The 17372-nt window shown below is 49.6% G+C and carries 15 protein-coding genes, 1 tRNA gene, 1 other RNA gene and 1 pseudogene; 14 read left to right on the top strand and 4 right to left on the bottom strand.

Annotated elements, in window-relative coordinates; translation table 11 throughout:
- Nucleotides 1–180: 180 nt before the first annotated feature.
- A tRNA-Ser gene (locus AC9UFE_RS04725) sits at nucleotides 181–268 on the bottom strand.
- A gap of 50 nt (nucleotides 269–318) precedes the next feature.
- Here AC9UFE_RS04725 and ffs point away from each other — a divergent pair.
- From ffs to AC9UFE_RS04695, 6 genes and pseudogenes are all read left to right on the top strand, one after another.
- Nucleotides 319–415, top strand: an RNA gene (gene ffs / locus AC9UFE_RS04720) — signal recognition particle sRNA small type.
- A gap of 34 nt (nucleotides 416–449) precedes the next feature.
- Nucleotides 450–2018: pseudogene (locus tag AC9UFE_RS04715) on the top strand (DNA polymerase III subunit gamma and tau); the annotation flags it as partial.
- A gap of 237 nt (nucleotides 2019–2255) precedes the next feature.
- On the top strand, nucleotides 2256–2852 hold the full coding sequence (gene recR / locus AC9UFE_RS04710; protein WP_509546177.1) for a recombination mediator RecR: 597 nt from the start codon (nucleotides 2256–2258) through the stop codon (nucleotides 2850–2852).
- A gap of 59 nt (nucleotides 2853–2911) precedes the next feature.
- Nucleotides 2912–4177 carry an aspartate kinase gene (locus tag AC9UFE_RS04705; protein WP_509546174.1) on the top strand — a complete coding sequence of 422 codons (1266 nt, stop codon included), beginning with the start codon at nucleotides 2912–2914 and terminating at the stop codon, nucleotides 4175–4177.
- A 1-nt stretch (nucleotide 4178) separates the two neighbouring features.
- The gene (locus AC9UFE_RS04700) at nucleotides 4179–5246 is read left to right on the top strand and encodes an aspartate-semialdehyde dehydrogenase (RefSeq protein ID WP_509546171.1); all 1068 of its coding nucleotides are present in this window, start codon (nucleotides 4179–4181) and stop codon (nucleotides 5244–5246) included.
- A gap of 81 nt (nucleotides 5247–5327) precedes the next feature.
- Nucleotides 5328–5888: a hypothetical protein gene (locus tag AC9UFE_RS04695; RefSeq protein ID WP_509546168.1), complete on the top strand. Its 561-nt coding sequence runs from the start codon at nucleotides 5328–5330 to the stop codon at nucleotides 5886–5888.
- Here the strand turns inward: AC9UFE_RS04695 and AC9UFE_RS04690 are convergent.
- A complete protein-coding gene (locus AC9UFE_RS04690; protein ID WP_509546183.1) occupies nucleotides 5885–6631 on the bottom strand; it encodes a metallophosphoesterase in 747 nt (248 codons plus the stop codon). The genes AC9UFE_RS04695 and AC9UFE_RS04690 overlap by 4 nt on opposite strands.
- Before the next feature lie 124 nt (nucleotides 6632–6755).
- Nucleotides 6756–9233, bottom strand: a complete 2478-nt coding sequence (locus AC9UFE_RS04685) for a transglycosylase domain-containing protein (protein WP_509546165.1) — start codon at nucleotides 9231–9233, stop codon at nucleotides 6756–6758.
- On the opposite strand from AC9UFE_RS04685, the gene sp36 reads away from it, so the two are divergent.
- Both sp36 and AC9UFE_RS04675 read left to right on the top strand, forming a co-directional pair.
- Complete coding sequence (gene sp36, locus AC9UFE_RS04680; protein WP_509546162.1) at nucleotides 9232–9453, top strand: Sp36 family protein; 222 nt, start codon at nucleotides 9232–9234, stop codon at nucleotides 9451–9453. The two genes, AC9UFE_RS04685 and sp36, sit on opposite strands and share 2 nt — an antisense overlap.
- Nucleotides 9454–9912 carry a RidA family protein gene (locus AC9UFE_RS04675; protein WP_509546159.1) on the top strand — a complete coding sequence of 153 codons (459 nt, stop codon included), beginning with the start codon at nucleotides 9454–9456 and terminating at the stop codon, nucleotides 9910–9912.
- On the opposite strand, the gene acs is transcribed toward AC9UFE_RS04675, so the two are convergent.
- On the bottom strand, nucleotides 9909–11870 hold the full coding sequence (gene acs / locus AC9UFE_RS04670) for an acetate--CoA ligase (protein ID WP_509546156.1): 1962 nt from the start codon (nucleotides 11868–11870) through the stop codon (nucleotides 9909–9911). The genes AC9UFE_RS04675 and acs overlap by 4 nt on opposite strands.
- 227 nt (nucleotides 11871–12097) lie before the next feature.
- Between acs and AC9UFE_RS04665 the strand changes: the two genes are divergently transcribed.
- From AC9UFE_RS04665 to topA, 6 genes are read left to right on the top strand one after another with little or no spacing between them, the layout of a single operon-like run.
- Nucleotides 12098–13027 carry an ATPase, T2SS/T4P/T4SS family gene (locus tag AC9UFE_RS04665; RefSeq protein WP_509546154.1) on the top strand — a complete coding sequence of 310 codons (930 nt, stop codon included), beginning with the start codon at nucleotides 12098–12100 and terminating at the stop codon, nucleotides 13025–13027.
- A complete protein-coding gene (locus AC9UFE_RS04660) occupies nucleotides 13024–13821 on the top strand; it encodes a type II secretion system F family protein (protein ID WP_509546151.1) in 798 nt (265 codons plus the stop codon). Before AC9UFE_RS04665 ends, AC9UFE_RS04660 begins: the two co-directional genes overlap by 4 nt.
- A gap of 11 nt (nucleotides 13822–13832) precedes the next feature.
- Complete coding sequence (locus AC9UFE_RS04655; protein WP_509546148.1) at nucleotides 13833–13997, top strand: DUF4244 domain-containing protein; 165 nt, start codon at nucleotides 13833–13835, stop codon at nucleotides 13995–13997.
- Between the two features lie 16 nt (nucleotides 13998–14013).
- Nucleotides 14014–14331 (top strand): hypothetical protein, encoded by a 318-nt coding sequence (locus AC9UFE_RS04650; protein ID WP_509546145.1) that lies wholly within the window; start codon nucleotides 14014–14016, stop codon nucleotides 14329–14331.
- Entirely contained in the window at nucleotides 14307–14660 is a 354-nt protein-coding gene (locus AC9UFE_RS04645) for an Rv3654c family TadE-like protein (RefSeq protein ID WP_509546142.1), read from the top strand. The genes AC9UFE_RS04650 and AC9UFE_RS04645 overlap by 25 nt, the downstream gene beginning before the upstream one ends.
- A 12-nt stretch (nucleotides 14661–14672) precedes the next feature.
- Nucleotides 14673–17372 (top strand): type I DNA topoisomerase, encoded by a 2700-nt coding sequence (topA, locus tag AC9UFE_RS04640; RefSeq protein ID WP_509546139.1) that lies wholly within the window; start codon nucleotides 14673–14675, stop codon nucleotides 17370–17372.

Genomic DNA, 17372 nt, shown 5'->3' with positions numbered 1-17372 from the left:
TTCTCACCTGGACGTAAATCTTCAAAAACCCGAATGTAGCCCAAAGGCTTGAGGATTGCGTCATAGAAAGCCCCCGACGCATTGATTTCGGAGACTCCGATGCTGATGTGGTGAATCATTTTCCTAGGATAGCGGGGACCCTGAAATGAGAAATGCCCACCTATAACAGTGGGCATTTGCTGGCGGAGAATGGGGGATTCGAACCCCCGAGGGCTTTCACCCAACACGCTTTCCAAGCGTGCGCCATAGGCCACTAGGCGAATTCTCCTGGTTCGGTTCTCTCAGTTTAGCCGTCTCAGGGGTCGCGTTAGAATTGAGGCTGACTCCCCGTGCGGCGTCATCTTGGTGAACTCCCCCAGGATCGAAAGATAGCAAGGGTAGCTGGGCTCTGATGGGTGTGCGGGGGGTCTTTTTATTGGTCTGTCGTACAAAGGAGCTAGGTTAGAAAAGTGAATCAAGCCCTTTACCGTCGCTATAGGCCAGAAACCTTTGCCGAACTTATTGGCCAAGTTCAAGTTACTGCTCCTTTGATGACTGCGCTTAGAACTGACCGGGTAAATCACGCTTACTTATTCTCTGGCCCTAGGGGCTGCGGTAAAACTACCTCTGCAAGAATTCTTGCTCGTTGCTTGAACTGTGCCGAGGGTCCAACCGATACACCATGTGGCAAGTGTGCAAGTTGTATTGAGCTATCACGTGATGGATCAGGATCTCTAGACGTTGTAGAAATTGACGCAGCCAGCCACAACGGTGTTGATGATGCCAGAGATCTTCGTGAGCGAGCAATCTTTGCTCCGGCAAGAGATAGATTCAAGATATTCATTCTCGATGAGGCTCATATGGTCACCCCACAAGGATTCAATGCCCTTTTGAAGATTGTGGAAGAACCACCAGCCCACGTGAAGTTCATTTTTGCTACCACCGAACCCGAGAAGGTTATTGGAACCATCCGTTCCAGAACCCACCACTATCCGTTCCGGTTAGTAGCTCCTGCGGAGATGCTGGACTACCTAGAAGAAGTTTGTGCAACCGAAAAAGTAAAGCCAGCACCAGGGGTGCTGACCCTAGTTGTTCGAGCTGGCGGCGGCTCAGTAAGAGATTCACTATCTCTACTGGATCAACTCATCGCAGGCTCAGAACTAAAGTCTGGCTCTGCTGAGATTGAGTACGACAGGGCAGCAGCCCTTCTTGGATACACCCACGCCAACTTGCTTGATGAGGTGGTCGACGCTTTTGCAACTCAGAACTCGTCGCTTGTGTTCTCAAGCGTCGATAAGGTCATTCAGTCGGGCCAGGACCCTAGAAGATTCGTTGAAGATCTTCTAGAAAAACTAAGAGACCTGATTGTTGTTCTGTCAGTAGGAGAAGAAGCTAAGTCGGTTCTAAGAGGAATCGCAGCCGATGAACTCGAGAAAATGGGTCTTCAGGCAATGAGCTTTGGTATGGCTGAGCTAACACATGCTGCAGGAGCAGTTGCTAACGCGCTTACCGAAATGTCTGGTGCAACAAGCCCCAAACTTCAGCTTGAGTTGATGTGTGCGAAGGTTCTTGTTCCAGCAAGCGATAAAACCGAAGTTGGTTCCCTTGCAAGAATCGAAAGACTTGAGCGTCGTATGGGAGTAGCTCCGGCAGCAGAACAAGTCAGTGCTCCAGTTGCAGCGTCAGCGCCAAGCGTTGCTTCAACAAAAACTGCACCTGCTGCTCCAAGAGCAGAAACCACTCAGCCAGCAAATGCTGCAGTTGCAACTCCTGTAGCGAAACCTGTAGCGGGTTCAGTTCCTGCAGTTACCAAGCAAGCTTTGATGAATGCTTGGCCAGAAATTATCGGTCAGGTCAAAAAAGAATCTAGAGCTGCCTGGATGGTTGCATTCACGCTTACGGTTATGGATCTAACCGATGATGTTCTGACGCTGAAGTTCTTGAGCCAAAAAGATCTCGATTCATTTAAGGCAGATAGTCGCTCAACGGATGCACTTCGAAAAGCAATATTTGCAGTTCTTGGAATTCAAGTGAAGTTTCGACCACACATCGAAGAGGGTGCCGAAGTTGCATCGGTAACTGAGCAGGCAGAACCTGCCACAACAGTCATTCCAGTTGTTGAGGAAAAGCAAGAAATGGAAGAAGTTGCTGAGCCAAAGGCTGCACCAACTTCTAGAAACTCCATGGTCAACGAAGACACTCGCTATGGCGAGTCTCTGCTTCGTGAAGTACTAGGTGCTGAGCCAATTCAAGACCCTAAAGCTGGCGGTCGCTAGATGTATGAAGGTGTTATCCAAGAGCTAATTGATGAGCTTGGAAGATTGCCTGGAGTCGGGCCAAAATCCGCGCAGCGGATTGCCTTTTATTTATTGCAAGCTGATGAAGAACAGGCCATGAAGCTAGCTCAGGTTTTGACCGAGGTTCGTGAGCGAGTTCGCTTTTGTGAGCAGTGTGGCAACGTTGCTGAGCAGGAGCTGTGCAACATATGCCGGGATCCGAGAAGATCCAAAGCCAGCATCTGCGTTGTTGAAGAGTCCAAGGACGTTCAGGCCATTGAGCGAACCAGGGAGTTCAAGGGTTTGTATCACGTGCTTGGCGGTGCCATCAGCCCAATAGAAGGTATCGGCCCAGATAACCTTCGCATCAAGGAGCTAGTAGCAAGACTTGCTGATCCTGAGATTAAAGAGGTAATCATTGCTACCGACCCAAACTTGGAAGGTGAGGCAACGGCCACGTATCTCACCAGAATGCTTTCTCCAATGGGGATAACTCTTTCTCGGCTAGCTTCTGGGCTTCCAGTTGGCGGAGATTTGGAATACGCCGACGAGATTACTCTTGGTCGAGCCTTTGAGGGCAGAAGGACAGTCAGCTAGACTTGAATTCTTACCTCACTGATCGAGGTAATCTCCCCAAAAAAACCCAGGAGCATCCGTTGGCACTGATTATTCAGAAGTTCGGCGGATCATCCGTGGGCGATGCTGAAAAAATCAAACTAGTAGCCAAAAGAGTTATTGAAACTCACCGTGCCGGTAACCAGGTAGTAGTTGTTGTCTCAGCGATGGGTGACACAACCGATGATTTGCTGGAACTTGCCAAGAACGTCACGGACAACCCAGAGGACACCCCTCGAGAACTAGACATGCTGCTCACCGCAGGTGAGCGTATCTCCGTTGCACTTTTATCTATGGCCATCAATTCCATGGGTGAGAAATCAAGATCTTTTTCTGGCCTACAGGCTGGAATCATTACCGACTCAACTTATGGAAACGCACGAATTGCCGAGGTAACTCCGGATCGGGTTCAAGCCGCTATCGATGAGGGCGAAATTGCCATCGTTGCTGGATTCCAAGGTTTTGATCCCACCAGCGGGGATATAACAACTCTTGGTCGCGGTGGCTCTGACACTACGGCGGTTGCTCTAGCTGCTGGTCTAAACGCTGATGTTTGCGAGATCTACAGCGACGTTGACGGCGTTTACACCGCCGATCCAAGGTCTGTTCCAAGAGCCAAAAAGATCGACGCAATTGATATTGAGTCGATGCTTGAGCTGGCCGCAGCAGGAGCCAAGATTTTGTATATCCGAGCCGTGGAATTCGCCAGGCGCCATAAAGTGAATCTTCGGGTTCGCTCTACTTTTTCTGATAACCCCGGTACTACCATTTATTCGAGCGGAGAAACCATGGAAGAGTCAATAGTCGCAGGCGTTGCGGTCGATCAGAGCCAGGCCAAGATCACTGTTGTGGGTATTCCAGACGTTCCCGGCAAGGCTGCCGAGCTATTCACCGTGGTTGCCAAAGCTGGCATCAACATCGATATGATCGTTCAAAATGTGGCTGTTTCCAATACCAAGCTCAGCGATATTTCGTTTACCCTTTTGGCTGAGGATCTGAAAAAGGCTCTCGATGCCCTTGAAGCTGAAAAAGCCAACATGGGCTTTGCCTCATTACAGTTTGACGAGACCATTGGAAAACTTTCAGTTGTTGGCTCAGGAATGAAAACTCATTCCGGTGTTTCTGCAACGCTGTTTGGTGCTTTGGCCAAAGCCAGCATCAACATCGAAATGATTTCCACTTCTGAGATTCGCATCTCGGTAGTTACCCGTAGCGATCAAGTCCTTGAAGCAGCCAAGGTTGTTCACAGCGCCTTCGGCCTTGATGGCGATAGTGAAGCTATTGTTCACGCCGGAACTGGAAGGTAACTTGTCCAAGAAACCGAACCTAGCTCTGGTTGGAGCCACCGGTGCCGTAGGCACCGTTATGGTCTCAATCATCAATGAGCGCGAAAACATCTGGGGCGAGATTCGTCTTATTGCCTCGAAAAAATCTGCTGGGAAAAATATAAAGGTTCACGGCCAAGACCTTACGGTCGTTGAGTTATCCCCAGAAGCGTTTGATGGTATCGACATTGCAATGTTTGATGTCCCAGATGAGATTGCAGAAATTTGGGCACCTGTTGCAGTTCAGCATGGTGCGGTTGTAGTTGATAACTCGGCGGCATTTAGAATGAACGATCAAGTTCCACTTGTTGTTCCAGAGGTAAATCCGGAGCAAACCAAGAACCGGCCAATTGGAATAATCTCTAATCCCAACTGCACAACCTTGACCATGATGGCTGCTCTTGGGGCACTGCATGCCAAGTGGCAGCTAACCGAACTTGTTGTTGCAAGTTACCAGGCAGTTTCTGGTGCGGGTGCTGCAGGGGTAGATCAACTACAGAAAGAATTAGCTGCCGTTGCCAACGATCCGCTTGCTGGAACCAGAAGCGGAGACGTTGGAAAGCTTTTGCAATCGGCTGGTCTAAACCAGGCCGATTCGCTTTGGTCAGTCCCGATTGCGCTAAATGTTATTCCCATGGCTGGCTCTCTAAAGGCCGGGGGACACTCTTCTGAAGAGATGAAAGTTCGAGACGAGTCCAGAAAAATTCTAGGAATTAAAGACCTAAAGGTAGCAGCCAGCTGCGTTAGAGTTCCGGTTCAGGTATCTCACTCGCTAGCCGTCCATGCTACTTTTGCCAGGCCGCTTACTGTGGCCGAAGTGCAGGCGGAGCTTGAGGCATCCCCTACTGTTGTGCTTATGGACGACCCTGAAAAGGGTATCTATCCGACCCCGAACCACGTAGCCGGCCAGGATCCAACCTTTGTTGGAAGGGTAAGGCAAGCTTTGGACTTTGAAAACTCAATCGACATGTTTGTGGTGGGGGACAACCTCAGAAAAGGCGCCGCCTTGAATACTTACGAGATTGCCGAGCTGGTCGCCAAGGAATTTTAAGTCTCAGCACTTAACTTGATTCTGATAAGTCACGGCGTGGATTTAGCAAGTGGTTTCAAGCCCAGTAGCTATCCTTGAGATATGGGACACAAAGCAATTTCAATTGCGTTACTGGTGCTCTCTCTAAGCCTTGCCGGTTGCAGCGCAGGAACCACTCCAGCAAATTCCGATGGGGAACAGTCCCTTCCAATTATTGACCCGGCACTTATTCCTCAAGAAGCTCCAGCTGATGTGGTCAAGGTAGATCCAGACCTGTTCCTTGTTGACTACGGAGACATAATTTTTAGAGTTGGGACTGGACCCACCTGGTGCACACTTAGCGAGTATGACGACATCGCAATCTGTGAACACAAGGAAACCGACGTTCGCTACGAACCACTGCCAGTTCCTGCAGATTGCATCTACACCTATGGAAATCAGATCAAGCTTCTCGGGTCACCAGCTGCCGGTGAAGCCATGGCTAAGTTTACCTGTGCCAATTCCCCATACTCGGATGCTTCAACCTCTCCGGCTCTGGCCGATGGTGAACAGATAACCGCTTTTGGATTTAGCTGCTTTGTTCAAGGGGAAACGGCGCGCTGTGAGAATTCCACCGGCGAGTTCATTGTGCTTGGGCCAGACGCCTGGGCAAAAACTAACTAGTCAATCTCTAGCAGAGTAATTAGCCTTACTTCTGGCCTGCAAAAAAATCTCACTGGCGCAAAAATAGAGTTACCAAGTCCTGCCACCACACTAAGAATTGAATTCTTGCCTTCAAAGCTCCAACCAGATGTCCCCCTGGCAAATTTATTTGGCAAATCGCTGTTAGTTGTCAGTGCTCCAATAATTGGAACTCTCACTTGACCGCCGTGAGTGTGACCCGCAAAAATAAGCTCCGCTCCTCTAAGAGTCAGCCCCCGAAGAACTTCAAGGTATGGAGCGTGAGTAAGGCCCATGGTGAAAGATTGGCTTGCGGCAAGTTCAGATAAGTTGCTCTTACCGATGTGGTGATCATCAACCCCAATGAAACGGATAGGGTTTCCCAAAACTTCGATGTTTACTGCTTTGTTGTTTAGGTTATGCCAGCCGGCTTGCTCAAAAGCATTGGTCATCTTGGTGGTTTCCAGCCTTGCCGACTTGGGTTCCTTTGAGGCTTTGAAGATGTAACTAATTGGGTTTTTTGGAACTGGTGCGTAGTAGTCGTTAGAACCATTAACGAATACGCCTGGCTTTTCTAAAAGTGGCTGGAGACACTCAAGTAATGGCCCTATCGCCTTGGCGTGGCCTAGATTATCTCCGGTGTTGACCACCAGATCAATTTGATTCTTTACCAAACCCTTAATAAAGCGTTGCTTGTTTTTCTGCCAAGGGGCTAGATGGATATCACCTATTTGAAGAACCCGAATTGCGAAACTGCCTTTGGGAAGTACCTTGATGGATTCTTGCCGGACAACAAAAAGCTGACGCTCGATAGCTATTGACCAAATTCCAATTGCAATAACGGCAAGCGCTATCCAGGTACCGGCCAGCTTAAGGGCCTTTGCTAATTATTAGCAGGATGGCCCCAAGAACCTCTGCTGACGAACCTGCGGCCGGGTTAGTTCCAACGACGTTACCGGCAGGAATCGTTGACGAAGTTACGAAGAATTGTGACTGGCTTGGCTGTGGTTCAGTTACCGCCGAGAACCCTGCAGCCAAAAGCCTGGCCTTGGCGTCGTTGACACTCAAACCTGAAACATCCGGGACCACAACGGTTCCACCACGGCTAATTGAAATAGTCACCACAGTTCCAAATGGCAATGCTGCACCGGCTGGAAAGCTGGCATAAGCGACTGTTCCTACCGGGTTTGCTGAAGTGACAGTCACATCAGATAACACGGGAGTTAAGCCAACATCTCTAAGCATTTGCTGTGCCACATCTGGCGGCAGAGCATTGATATCAGGCATGGTGATATTGGAGCCACCAAGATACATCGCGGGAGGTGATGAGAATGCCTCGCCGGGGTAAAGTTCGTTGGCAAGAGTCATGATGGTCCGCCAGATCTCATGTCGGATTACTCCACCGGGGGTGCCATCAACCGAAACGCTTGTCACGTTTTGAGTCCCGGAAACATTTCCTACCCAGGTAGCAGTTGAAACCTTAGAGGAGAATCCTGTCATCCAAGTGTGAACCATACGGTCGGTAGTTCCTGTTTTACCGGCGAGTGGGACTCCATCATCGGTTTTGGCTCGGCCACCGGTACCACCGTTCATAACGCCCTGGAAAGCATAATTGGCGGCAGCGGCCACCTCAGAACTTACCGCCCGGTTGCACTCAGTGGTAGGTATCCTCATTTCCACGCCGGTAGATCTAACCACTACGCGATCGATTGCCACTGGTGAACAGTAAATTCCGTCGTTGGCAAATCCTGCCATAGCGGCTGCCATAGTGAGCGGGGAAAGCTCATTGGTTCCAAGAATCGAAGCCTGAACGTACAGGAGCTCATTGCCATCGGCACGCTTTACTCCGAATCCTTGAGCCATGTCTCTAATGTCACAAAGATCTAAATAAGAAGCCATGCTGGCATAGGCCGTGTTGATGGACTGGGTGGTTGCTCCCAATGCGCTGACGTTCAGGAACTCAGCGCTTCCAGAGTTCTTAGGATCCCACTCGCCAACAATTCCACCACAGCGCGCGGAGAAGTCTTCGGCTTGCCAAATTCGACGTTGAGCATCAACCTGGTCGCCTAGTAAGAATCCTTTTGTTAGCCACTCGGCCAAAACGAAGACCTTATAAGTGGATCCAGTCTGGAATCCAGAGGAGCCCCCGAAAGCCTTGTCCGTGGAATAATTCACGCTGGTGGTGGTCGGGTCTTCGTCCACCTGCTGGTCAAAGATTCGGTTTTGGCTCATCGCCAAAACTCTTCCTGTTCCAACCTCAACTGAGACTGAGGCTGTTCCAAGATTCCAGCGGTTATCAATTGGCAACTCTGCCTTGACCGCGTCGTCGGTTGTGTTCTGTAAAGCGATGTCCATGGTTGAGTAAATCTCAAGGCCTCCACGACGCAGAGTGACCTCGCGGTCTTCAAGGGTGGGTCCAAACTCATCGTTGTTTCTAACCACCCAAACCACGTAGTCACAGAAGTAAGCGGTTTGCTGGTTTGCCTCACAACCGGTGTTAGTTGGAGTGATGTTTGGAGTGATTGGCTCTGCTTTATAGGTTTCTGCCTCGGCTGCAGTTATGTAACCCTCGTCACGCATGTTATTGATTACGTAGTCTCTTCGAGTTTTACCCGCCTCGAGGTTGTCGGGATTATCTGGACGGTAGGCGTTAGGTGCTCTGAGCATGGCAGTTAGCAAGGCAGCTTGCGGGACCGTTAGGTCCTTGGCACTGACTCCGAAGTAGTAATTGGAAGCCGACTCAATACCGTTGATGCGGTTTCCAAAGAATGACAAGTTCAGGTAACCAGCAAGAATGTCTTTCTTAGAAGTCACTGACTCCAGAGCGATTGCCAGGCGGATCTCACGAATCTTGCGGTCGATTGTGGTGACGGTAGCGGCTTCAATTGCAGCTTCGTCGCCGGCTAAGTTTGCTGCCTCAATCAAAGTGTTCTTCACGTACTGCATTGTGATGGTTGATCCACCAGGGCCAGATAGTCCAGTTGTTGCAACACCCAGGGTGGCCCTAACGAGCGCGATAATGTCAACTCCACCGTGCTGGAAGAACCTGGGGTCCTCGGTAGCAATGACGGCGTTGATCATGTTTGGGCTCATGTCTTCATAATCGATCGAGACCCGGTTTTCATGGTAGAAACTGGCTAGCGCTACAGGCTCGCCATCCAAGTTTCCATACAAAGTGGAGGTCTGGGAGGCGTTTACTGGCTTGATGTATTCAGGTAAACCTTCAAATGCGACCACTCCGGCCGAGGCGGCATAGCCAGCCACTGCGGCAAGGGGAGTAATAAGTGCGAAAGTCAGTAGGCCGGCAATAGCGCTCAGGCCAAAAAGTCTTCCGATTAATTTGCGCATGGGGAAAGCCATACCTTTCATGAGAATAGACTTAAGGTTACTATCAAATGCTGAGAGCAGGCTGACCATGCAAAAGTGGGAGTACATAACAACCCCCCTAATCATCCATAACACCACTCAAATCCTCAATAATTGGGGCTCCGAGGGCTGGGAATTGGTCCAAATAGTCACCGGCCCTGAAGGTGGCCTAGTTGCATACTTCAAGCGCCCGGTGAGCTAAATGTCCCAAATAGAGAAGAGAATCATCGATTTGGGCTTTGTTCTTCCAGAAACATCCAAGCCGCTAGCGGCCTATATTCCTGCCGTTCAATCCGGAAACCTGGTCTTTACCTCTGGCCAGCTTCCCATGATCGATGGCAGCTTGGCCGAAACCGGCAAGGTTGGCGGATCCGTCTCGCCAGAGCGAGCCAAGGAACTAGCTACCGTGTGTGTTCTAAACGCGCTCGCGGCAGTAAAGACCGTAATTGGCGATCTCGACAAGATCAAGCGAGTAGTTAAAGTAGTGGGCTTCGTATCCTCTACTCCCGAGTTCTCTGGTCAGCCAGGAGTAGTAAATGGTGCCAGCGAATTACTGGGCGATGTATTCGGGGATAAAGGAATCCACGCCAGAAGCGCAGTTGGGGTGGCGGTGCTGCCCTTGGACGCTCCAGTGGAAATAGAACTTATCGTCGAGGTTTAGCTGTGAAATTTGCCGTCGATGACACTCATCACGGAAGTATCAGCCAGAGTCGTAACATCTCCGACAGGTCTTCCTTCAGCCACGTCTCTAAGTAGTCTTCGCATAATCTTTCCAGATCTAGTTTTCGGAAGCTCGGCAACCACCATGATCTGTCTTGGCTTCGCGATCGGTCCAATCATTTTTGAGACATGCTCCCTGAGCACTGCTGCAACTTCTGATTCGGTTCCTGCAATGGCAACTTGATCAGCTCGCAAGATAACAAAGGCAACAACCGCCTGGCCGGTTGTTTCATCAGTTGCACCAACTACTGCTGCCTCTGCAACAAAGGGATGTGACACAAGTGCAGATTCGATTTCAGAGGTAGAAAGCCGATGTCCTGAAACGTTCATGACATCGTCCACTCGACCAAGAATCCAAATGTCACCATCGCCATCGAGCATGGCTCCATCGCCGGCGAAGTACTTGCCAGGGTATTGAGACCAGTAAGTTTCGATAAACCTTGCAGGGTCTTTCCAAATGCCGCGAAGCATCGAAGGCCACGGTTCGGTCAAGGTCAGGTAGCCTCCACCGGAGGTTATCTTTTCTCCTGCTTCGTTAACTACCTGATAGCTGATTCCAGGAACTGGCACTTGGGCAGAGCCTGGTTTGGTGGCTGTTACTCCTGGCAGCGCTGAGATCATGATGGCTCCGGTTTCGGTCTGCCACCAGGTATCGACAATCGGGCAGTTGTTTCTTCCGATTGCCTCTCGGTACCACATCCACGCTTCTGGGTTGATTGGTTCGCCAACAGAGCCTAGAACTCGAAGCGAGCTTAGGTCGTACTTGTCTGGAATCTCGCGACCGTGCTTCATGAAGGTGCGGATAGCGGTTGGAGCCGTGTAGAAGATGCTGACTTTGTACTTTTCAATGATTTGCCACCAGCGGCCCCAGTCTGGAGTGTCTGGGGTACCTTCATATATGACCTGGCTGACACCATTGGTTAGTGGCCCATAAACCACATAAGAGTGTCCAGTGATCCAGCCAACATCCGCGGTGCACCAGTAAACGTCAGTTTCTGGATGAACATCAAAGAGTGCTTTGTGGGTGAAAGCCGCCTGAGTTAGGTAACCACCCGAGGTATGCAAGATCCCCTTTGGCTTTCCCGTTGTACCGGATGTGTACAAAATAAACAGCGGGTTCTCCGCTTCAAAGCCTTGAGCTTCATGCTGATCAGAAGCACCACCGACAACATCTTCCCACCACAGATCTGTTTTGGCATTCCAGGCAACTTCGTTGCCACCGCGTCTTAGAACTAGAACGTGCTCAACACTCGGGCAAGCACCAGCTGCAATCGCCTCATCCACCGCAGGCTTTAGAGGTAGCACTTTACCTTTTCTATTTCCACCATCGGCTGTCACAACAAGCTTGGCCTCGGCGTCATTGATTCGACTGCGAAGTGACTCGGCTGAAAAGCCACCAAAGATAACCGAATGAATAGCTCCTAGGCGAACGGTTGCCAGCATCGCAATTACCGCCTCTGGGACCAGCGGCATATAAATGGCCACTCGATCTCCCTTAGAGACTCCCAAAGAAGCAAAAGCATTGGCTGCCTTTTTGACCTCGGTTAGCAGCTGGGAGTAGGTGATTTGAGAGCTGTCTCCGGATTCACCTTCAAAGTAAAGGGCAACTTTGTCACCCTTGCCGGCAAGAACGTGGCGATCGAGGGCGTTGTAACAAACGTTTAGCTCGCCGTCCTCGAACCACTTGGCAAAGGGTGGGTTTGTGAAGTCCAGGGTTTTAGTGAAGGGCTTGTGCCAGTGAAGCTCGCGAGCTTTGTCTGCCCAGAAGCCCAAGCGGTCTTTGGAGGCTTGGTCATAGAGCTCTTTTTTGGCGACTGCTTGGGAAGCAAACTCCTGGGTAGGGGGAAAGCTTCTAGATTCGTGCAGAAGATTCTCGATGTCTGACTGGTTAGGCGCCATTGCCAACTCCTTCTAGCTCACTGGTAATAATGGCACAAATGAGCTTTTATGGACTAATCCCTGCCTAGAATAAAGCGTCGGTAATTTATTACTGACTTGTGATAGTTAGATTCCCCCAATCGCTATCACCAGGCGGCAGGTTTTCCCCAAAACCTGCCGCCCCCTTATTTATCCACATTTTCCCTTCAACCCCACACAGCAGTGCTGGCTTGGCTGATTGTTAGTGGGTGGAAACTCAACTACCTACTTGGCTACTTGAACTCATCGATAACGAGCAAGTCACTGACATCTTGCTAAGCGAGTCTCAGTGCCTAATTGACTACGGAAGAGGGTTAGAGAAGCTAACAAATTTTGAATCCTCTGAATCAGAGTTGTCTGCACTTGCACGAGAGCTAATTGAATTAGGCGGCAGAAGGCTAGATCTTGCAAATCCATTTGCCGATGTTGGTTTACCCGGTGGGCTAAGAGTTCATGCAGTTCTAAAATCTGGCTGCAGTGAGCAGACTTTGATTTCTATAAGGCTGCACCAGGCCAACAAATTCTCACTCCAGGAATTGTTTTGCTCGCTTTCTGCATCCCCAATCCAACAAACAATTATTCGAGAGATTGCGGACTCTGGCGAGAGCTTTCTAATTTCAGGCCCGACCGGTTGTGGAAAAACCACTCTGCTTCGAGCGATGCTTAGTGCCAATAGTGAAAGAGTCATTGCGGTAGAAGATGTCACCGAGTTAGCTGACGAAAAGATTATCTGCCTGCAATCAAGAGCCATCAATGTAGAAGGCCAGGGCAAGATCACCTTGGAGCAGTTAGTGCGTGAAGCGCTTCGGATGAGGCCCGACCGATTAGTTGTTGGTGAGGTTAGGGGCTTAGAGCTAATGGCAATGCTCCAGGCACTTAATACCGGCCATCGCGGAGCAACTACACTCCATGCCAATAACTTTTTTCAAGTTCCAGAGAGACTTTCCACCATCAAGGCAGATCTAGCAATCTCCGATATAGCTTTTTTCAAAATGGTTGCCGCAGCTTTTGATTGGGTGATTTCTCTAGAAGCAAAAGCTGGCACTAGAAGAGTTTCAGGGATTGGCAAGTTTGCCATCGAAGCTGGTGAGCTAGTTGTGAAAGATCACCAACCACGACAAAAGCTTGCACTGGCATGAGCGCGGAGTTAGCTGTGATGGAAATAACCGCTCTGCTTCGTTCTGGAACGAGCGCAAAGGTAGCCAAGAAGCAATTGCAAACAAAAGAACTAACTGAGTTTCAATTAAAGCAATTTCATTTCATTTGGGAAGTCGCCACCGAGTCGGGTGGTCACTTAGGACTAGCCCTTGATCGACTCACAGAAGTTTTCAGGGCTCAGCAAAGACAGTTTGCGGAATTGGGCATTACATTTGCCTCTCCCAAGGCAACCGCCAATCTAATCTTGCTGCTTCCAGTTGTCGCAGTGATCTTTTCAGAACTACTTGGCCTTTCAGCACTTGGTGCTTCCTTAGGGTCAGCGCTAGGAGTGATATCGATTGGCCTAGGACTGATACTTCTAATTGTTGCCAGAATTAGTTCGCTGCGAATGCTCGAGAAGGCAAAACCTCGCGAAGCTGACCCTGGGGCTTTCTTGGATGCGGTGGTAATTGGACTATCCGCAGGGCTTAGCCCAAGAACAGCAGCCGCACTCGCCCGGACCAAATCTATGCAGCAGTTTTCAGAGGATGCGCCAGCAGATCAGCTAACTATTTTTTGGGACGCCGTGAAAGTTTCCGAGAAATCGGGAATTGCACTGAATGGATTACTGCTGGCACGAGCAGATACTCTGCGCCATAGGCTTTGGAGCAACCAGCGATCAAGCCTTGCCAAGCTTTCGGTTTCACTTCTTATCCCACTTGGTTTAGCCGCCCTGCCAGCCTTTATATTTTTAGCCGTGGTCCCAGTTGGGATAGGGCTTTTTAGCGCCATATAAAAAGGAGAGAAATGAACTGGAAATCAGAAGAGGGTGCCGCCACCGCCGAATATGCCATTGCCACCATGGCAGCGGTGGGCTTTGCGGGACTACTGGTAGTAATCATGAGAAGCGATGAGGTAAAAACCATCCTTTTTGACCTGGTCCGATCAGCCCTTACTTTTGGTGCGAGCTAGTTCCTCTCGGGGAAGCGTGACGGCGGAACTTGTCCTAACGCTTCCGGCAGTCATTCTAATTATGATCATCGCGATAGCAGCGATGAGTTTGCAATCTACCAAGCTTCAATTGATAAATGTTGCGGCAATGGTTGCAAGTGCGGTGGCTAGAGGAGAGCCAGCTGAGCTAATAGATCAACTAGTTGCAACAGCTGGTGAGCAAGTTCAATTTGAGTTAGAAGAACTCGAAGACTCGATTTGTGTGAAATTAAGTGTTGCAGCACCGATTGCTGGCTTTGAAATCGGTTTTTTGGAATTAGTAGAGAAACAGTGCGCAAGAGCCGCGGGGCAGTGAAAAATGATCACGGAGCGGGAACTATTCTCGCAATTTCGATACTGATTGTATTTTTTTCTTTGTTTGCTGCTTCATCGCTAGTTAGCGCGCAATTACTGGGATTTACTAGGCTGCAGGCCACAACAAATTCGATTGCGCTGGCTGCAGCTGATGCACTTAGAGGTGTATCCACAGGTAATCCGTGTATTGTGGCTAAAGATATTGCTAGCAATAGCCAGCTAGTTCTGGAACGATGTCGTATTGTCGGTTTCGAGGTCTTTATCGAAACCAACTCGGAAACGTTGGGGATTGTGCATAAAGCACGAGCCAGGGCGGGACCAGGGGAATGATTTAGGAGATTGATGCTAAAAGGCAACAAGCTAGTGATCGTTGAGTCGCCTGCCAAGGCGAAGACGATTGCCAAGTACCTAGGCGATGACTACACAGTCATGGCTTCGATTGGCCACATCCGGGACCTTATTGACCCAAAGAACTTACCTCCAGAAGAAAAGAAGAAAAAGGGTTCTTTAGCCAAATTCTCAATTGACATCGAAAACGACTTTGAGCCCTATTACGCAATCTCCGCTGGAAAGAGCAAAACTGTAGCCGAGCTCAAGAAGGCTTTGGCCGAGGCGGATGAGCTGTTTCTAGCAACCGATGAGGACCGCGAGGGAGAGGCCATCGCCTGGCACCTATTGCAGGTTCTTAAGCCCAAGGTTCCAGTGAGCCGAATGGTCTTTCACGAAATCACCAAGCAGGCCATTCAAGACGCACTTTTGAACACCAGAGAAGTTGACCAAAACCTGGTCCAAGCTCAAGAAACCCGAAGGGTTGTTGACCGTTTATACGGCTACGAAGTTTCTCCGGTTTTGTGGCGCAAGATCAACCGAGGTCTAAGTGCTGGTCGTGTGCAATCTCCCGCAATGAGATTGGTAGTTGAGCGCGAACGCGAACGCATGGCATTTGTTTCTGGTAGCTATCACGATGTAAAGGCACTATTTACTACCGACAAGAACAAAGAGCAGGACTTTGAAGCCAAGCTCACCTTGATTGATGGCAAGAAGATTGCTTCTGGAGATTCCTTCAACGACAAAGGTGAGATGAAAGACGGAGTCTTACTTTTGGATCAGGCAGCTTCTGAAGCTCTAGCCGAAGCGATGAGATCAAAAGATGTCAAGGTAAAAGTTGAGTCGGTCGAGTCCAAGCCTTCAACTAGAAAGCCTGCTGCACCATTTACTACCTCCACCTTGCAGCAGGAAGCTTCTAGAAAGCTACGTATGTCTGCCAAGCAGACCATGGACACCGCGCAGAGTTTGTATCAAGAAGGACACATTACTTATATGCGTACTGACTCACCAGTTCTTTCGACTCAGGCGATTCAAGCAGCCAGAGCATTAGCCATTGAAATGTTTGGAAAAGATTCCGTTCCAGACTCTCCAAGAATTTACACGGGCAAAAACAAAAACGCTCAAGAAGCTCACGAGGCAATTCGTCCCGCTGGAGAAACATTCTTGCACCCAAGCGATTTGCCAATGACCATGTCCACCAGGTCAAAAGATCTTTACGAATTGATCTGGAAAAGAACAATGGCATCTCAGATGTCCGATGCCAAAGTGTCCACAACTACCGCGAAGATTTCCGTAACTCCTGTGGCAGATGGCAAAACAGCTGAATTCAGTGCTTCTGGAACCGTTGTTATCTTCAAGGGCTTCATGGCTGCCTATGAAGAAGGTAGAGATGTCTCCCGCGATGATGAGCAGGAAGAAGAGAAAGAATCCAAGTTGCCATCTTTGGAAGTTGGCCAAGTCCTTTCGGTAGTTGAAGTAACCGCCAAGGATCACCAGACCTTGCCACCAGCGAGGTACACCGAGGCAAGCCTTGTTAAGGCGTTGGAAGAAGACGGTATCGGAAGACCTTCCACTTACGCTGCTATTTTGTCCACCATCATCAACAAAGGCTACGTAGTAAAGCGCGGCCAGGCTTTGGTACCCGAGTGGATTGCATTTACCGTGACCAGGTTCTTGGAAGAAAACTTCGTCAAATTAGTTGATTACGCTTTCACCGCTCAGATGGAAGAAAACCTAGACCAGATCGCAGCCGGAGAAATCAACCGCAGCGAATGGCTAAAGAAGTTCTACTTCGGAACTGATTCTGAAGATGGCCTACACGATACAGTGCAGAACGTTGGCGACAGCGATCCAAAGGCTGTGAACTCGATTTACCTAGCCGACAACATCACGCTTAGAACTGGAAAGTATGGCCCATACATCGAGACCATGGTCGAGCCTGGTAGCGAAGGAGCCGATGAAAACGGACGCAGAATTGTAAACATTCCAGAGGGCCTAGCTCCAGATGAACTCACCGTTGCCAAAGCCCAAGAGCTAATCGATGCACCGATTATTACTGACCGTGTTATGGGTCAAGATCCTCTTACTGGCTACGACATCTTGTTCAAAGATGGCAGGTACGGACCCTATGTGCTGCTTGAAGATCCAAATGCCGAGAAGCCAAAGACAGCCTCCTTATTCAAGTCAATGTCCCCAGAGACTTTCTCTTTTGAAGAAGCGGTTTCACTTCTTTCTCTACCTAGAACTATCGGTATTGATCCAGAAACTGAGAACCCAATCACTTCCCAAAACGGAAAGTTTGGACCATATCTCAAAAAGGGAACCGACTCCCGCTCTCTTACAAGCGAAGATCAGATCTTTAGCCTGACCCTTGAAGAAGCCCTCGAGATTTACAAGCAGCCAAAATACGGTGGCCGCAGAACTGCCGCGACTCCTTTGAAAGAATTCGGCGAAGACCCAGCCAGCGGCCTAAACGTTGTTGCCAAGACTGGTCAGTTCGGTGACTACGTCACTGACGGCGCTATAAATGCCACCATTCCAAAGGACGAAAAGCTAGATGAGCTAACCAGTGACCAGGCTTTTGAATTACTTGCCATCAGGCGTGAGAAGCTAGGACTAGAACCTGGCGAGGCAGCCCCAAAAGCTGGCAGAGCCAGCAAAAAGGCCGTTGCTCCTAAAAAGACCGTAAAGGCCGGAACTAGAAAGAAGAAATAG

The organism is Rhodoluna sp., assembly GCF_044239955.1.
Classification (GTDB): domain Bacteria; phylum Actinomycetota; class Actinomycetes; order Actinomycetales; family Microbacteriaceae; genus Rhodoluna.
The sequence above is the reverse complement of the archived record's forward strand: the minus strand, read 5'-3'. Positions and strand labels throughout refer to the sequence as shown.

Bases quoted from the DNA above. Each gene is read 5' to 3' on its own strand.
- sp36 (WP_509546162.1), top strand. From the start codon at position 9,232: ATGGGGAAAGCCATACCTTTCATGAGAATAGACTTAAGGTTACTATCA.
- topA (WP_509546139.1), top strand. From the start codon at position 14,673: ATGCTAAAAGGCAACAAGCTAGTGATCGTTGAGTCGCCTGCCAAGGCG.
- AC9UFE_RS04675 (WP_509546159.1), top strand. From the start codon at position 9,454: ATGTCCCAAATAGAGAAGAGAATCATCGATTTGGGCTTTGTTCTTCCA.
- AC9UFE_RS04655 (WP_509546148.1), top strand. From the start codon at position 13,833: ATGAACTGGAAATCAGAAGAGGGTGCCGCCACCGCCGAATATGCCATT.
- AC9UFE_RS04660 (WP_509546151.1), top strand. From the start codon at position 13,024: ATGAGCGCGGAGTTAGCTGTGATGGAAATAACCGCTCTGCTTCGTTCT.
- AC9UFE_RS04695 (WP_509546168.1), top strand. From the start codon at position 5,328: ATGGGACACAAAGCAATTTCAATTGCGTTACTGGTGCTCTCTCTAAGC.
- recR (WP_509546177.1), top strand. From the start codon at position 2,256: ATGTATGAAGGTGTTATCCAAGAGCTAATTGATGAGCTTGGAAGATTG.
- acs (WP_509546156.1), bottom strand. From the start codon at position 11,870: ATGGCGCCTAACCAGTCAGACATCGAGAATCTTCTGCACGAATCTAGA.
- AC9UFE_RS04685 (WP_509546165.1), bottom strand. From the start codon at position 9,233: ATGCGCAAATTAATCGGAAGACTTTTTGGCCTGAGCGCTATTGCCGGC.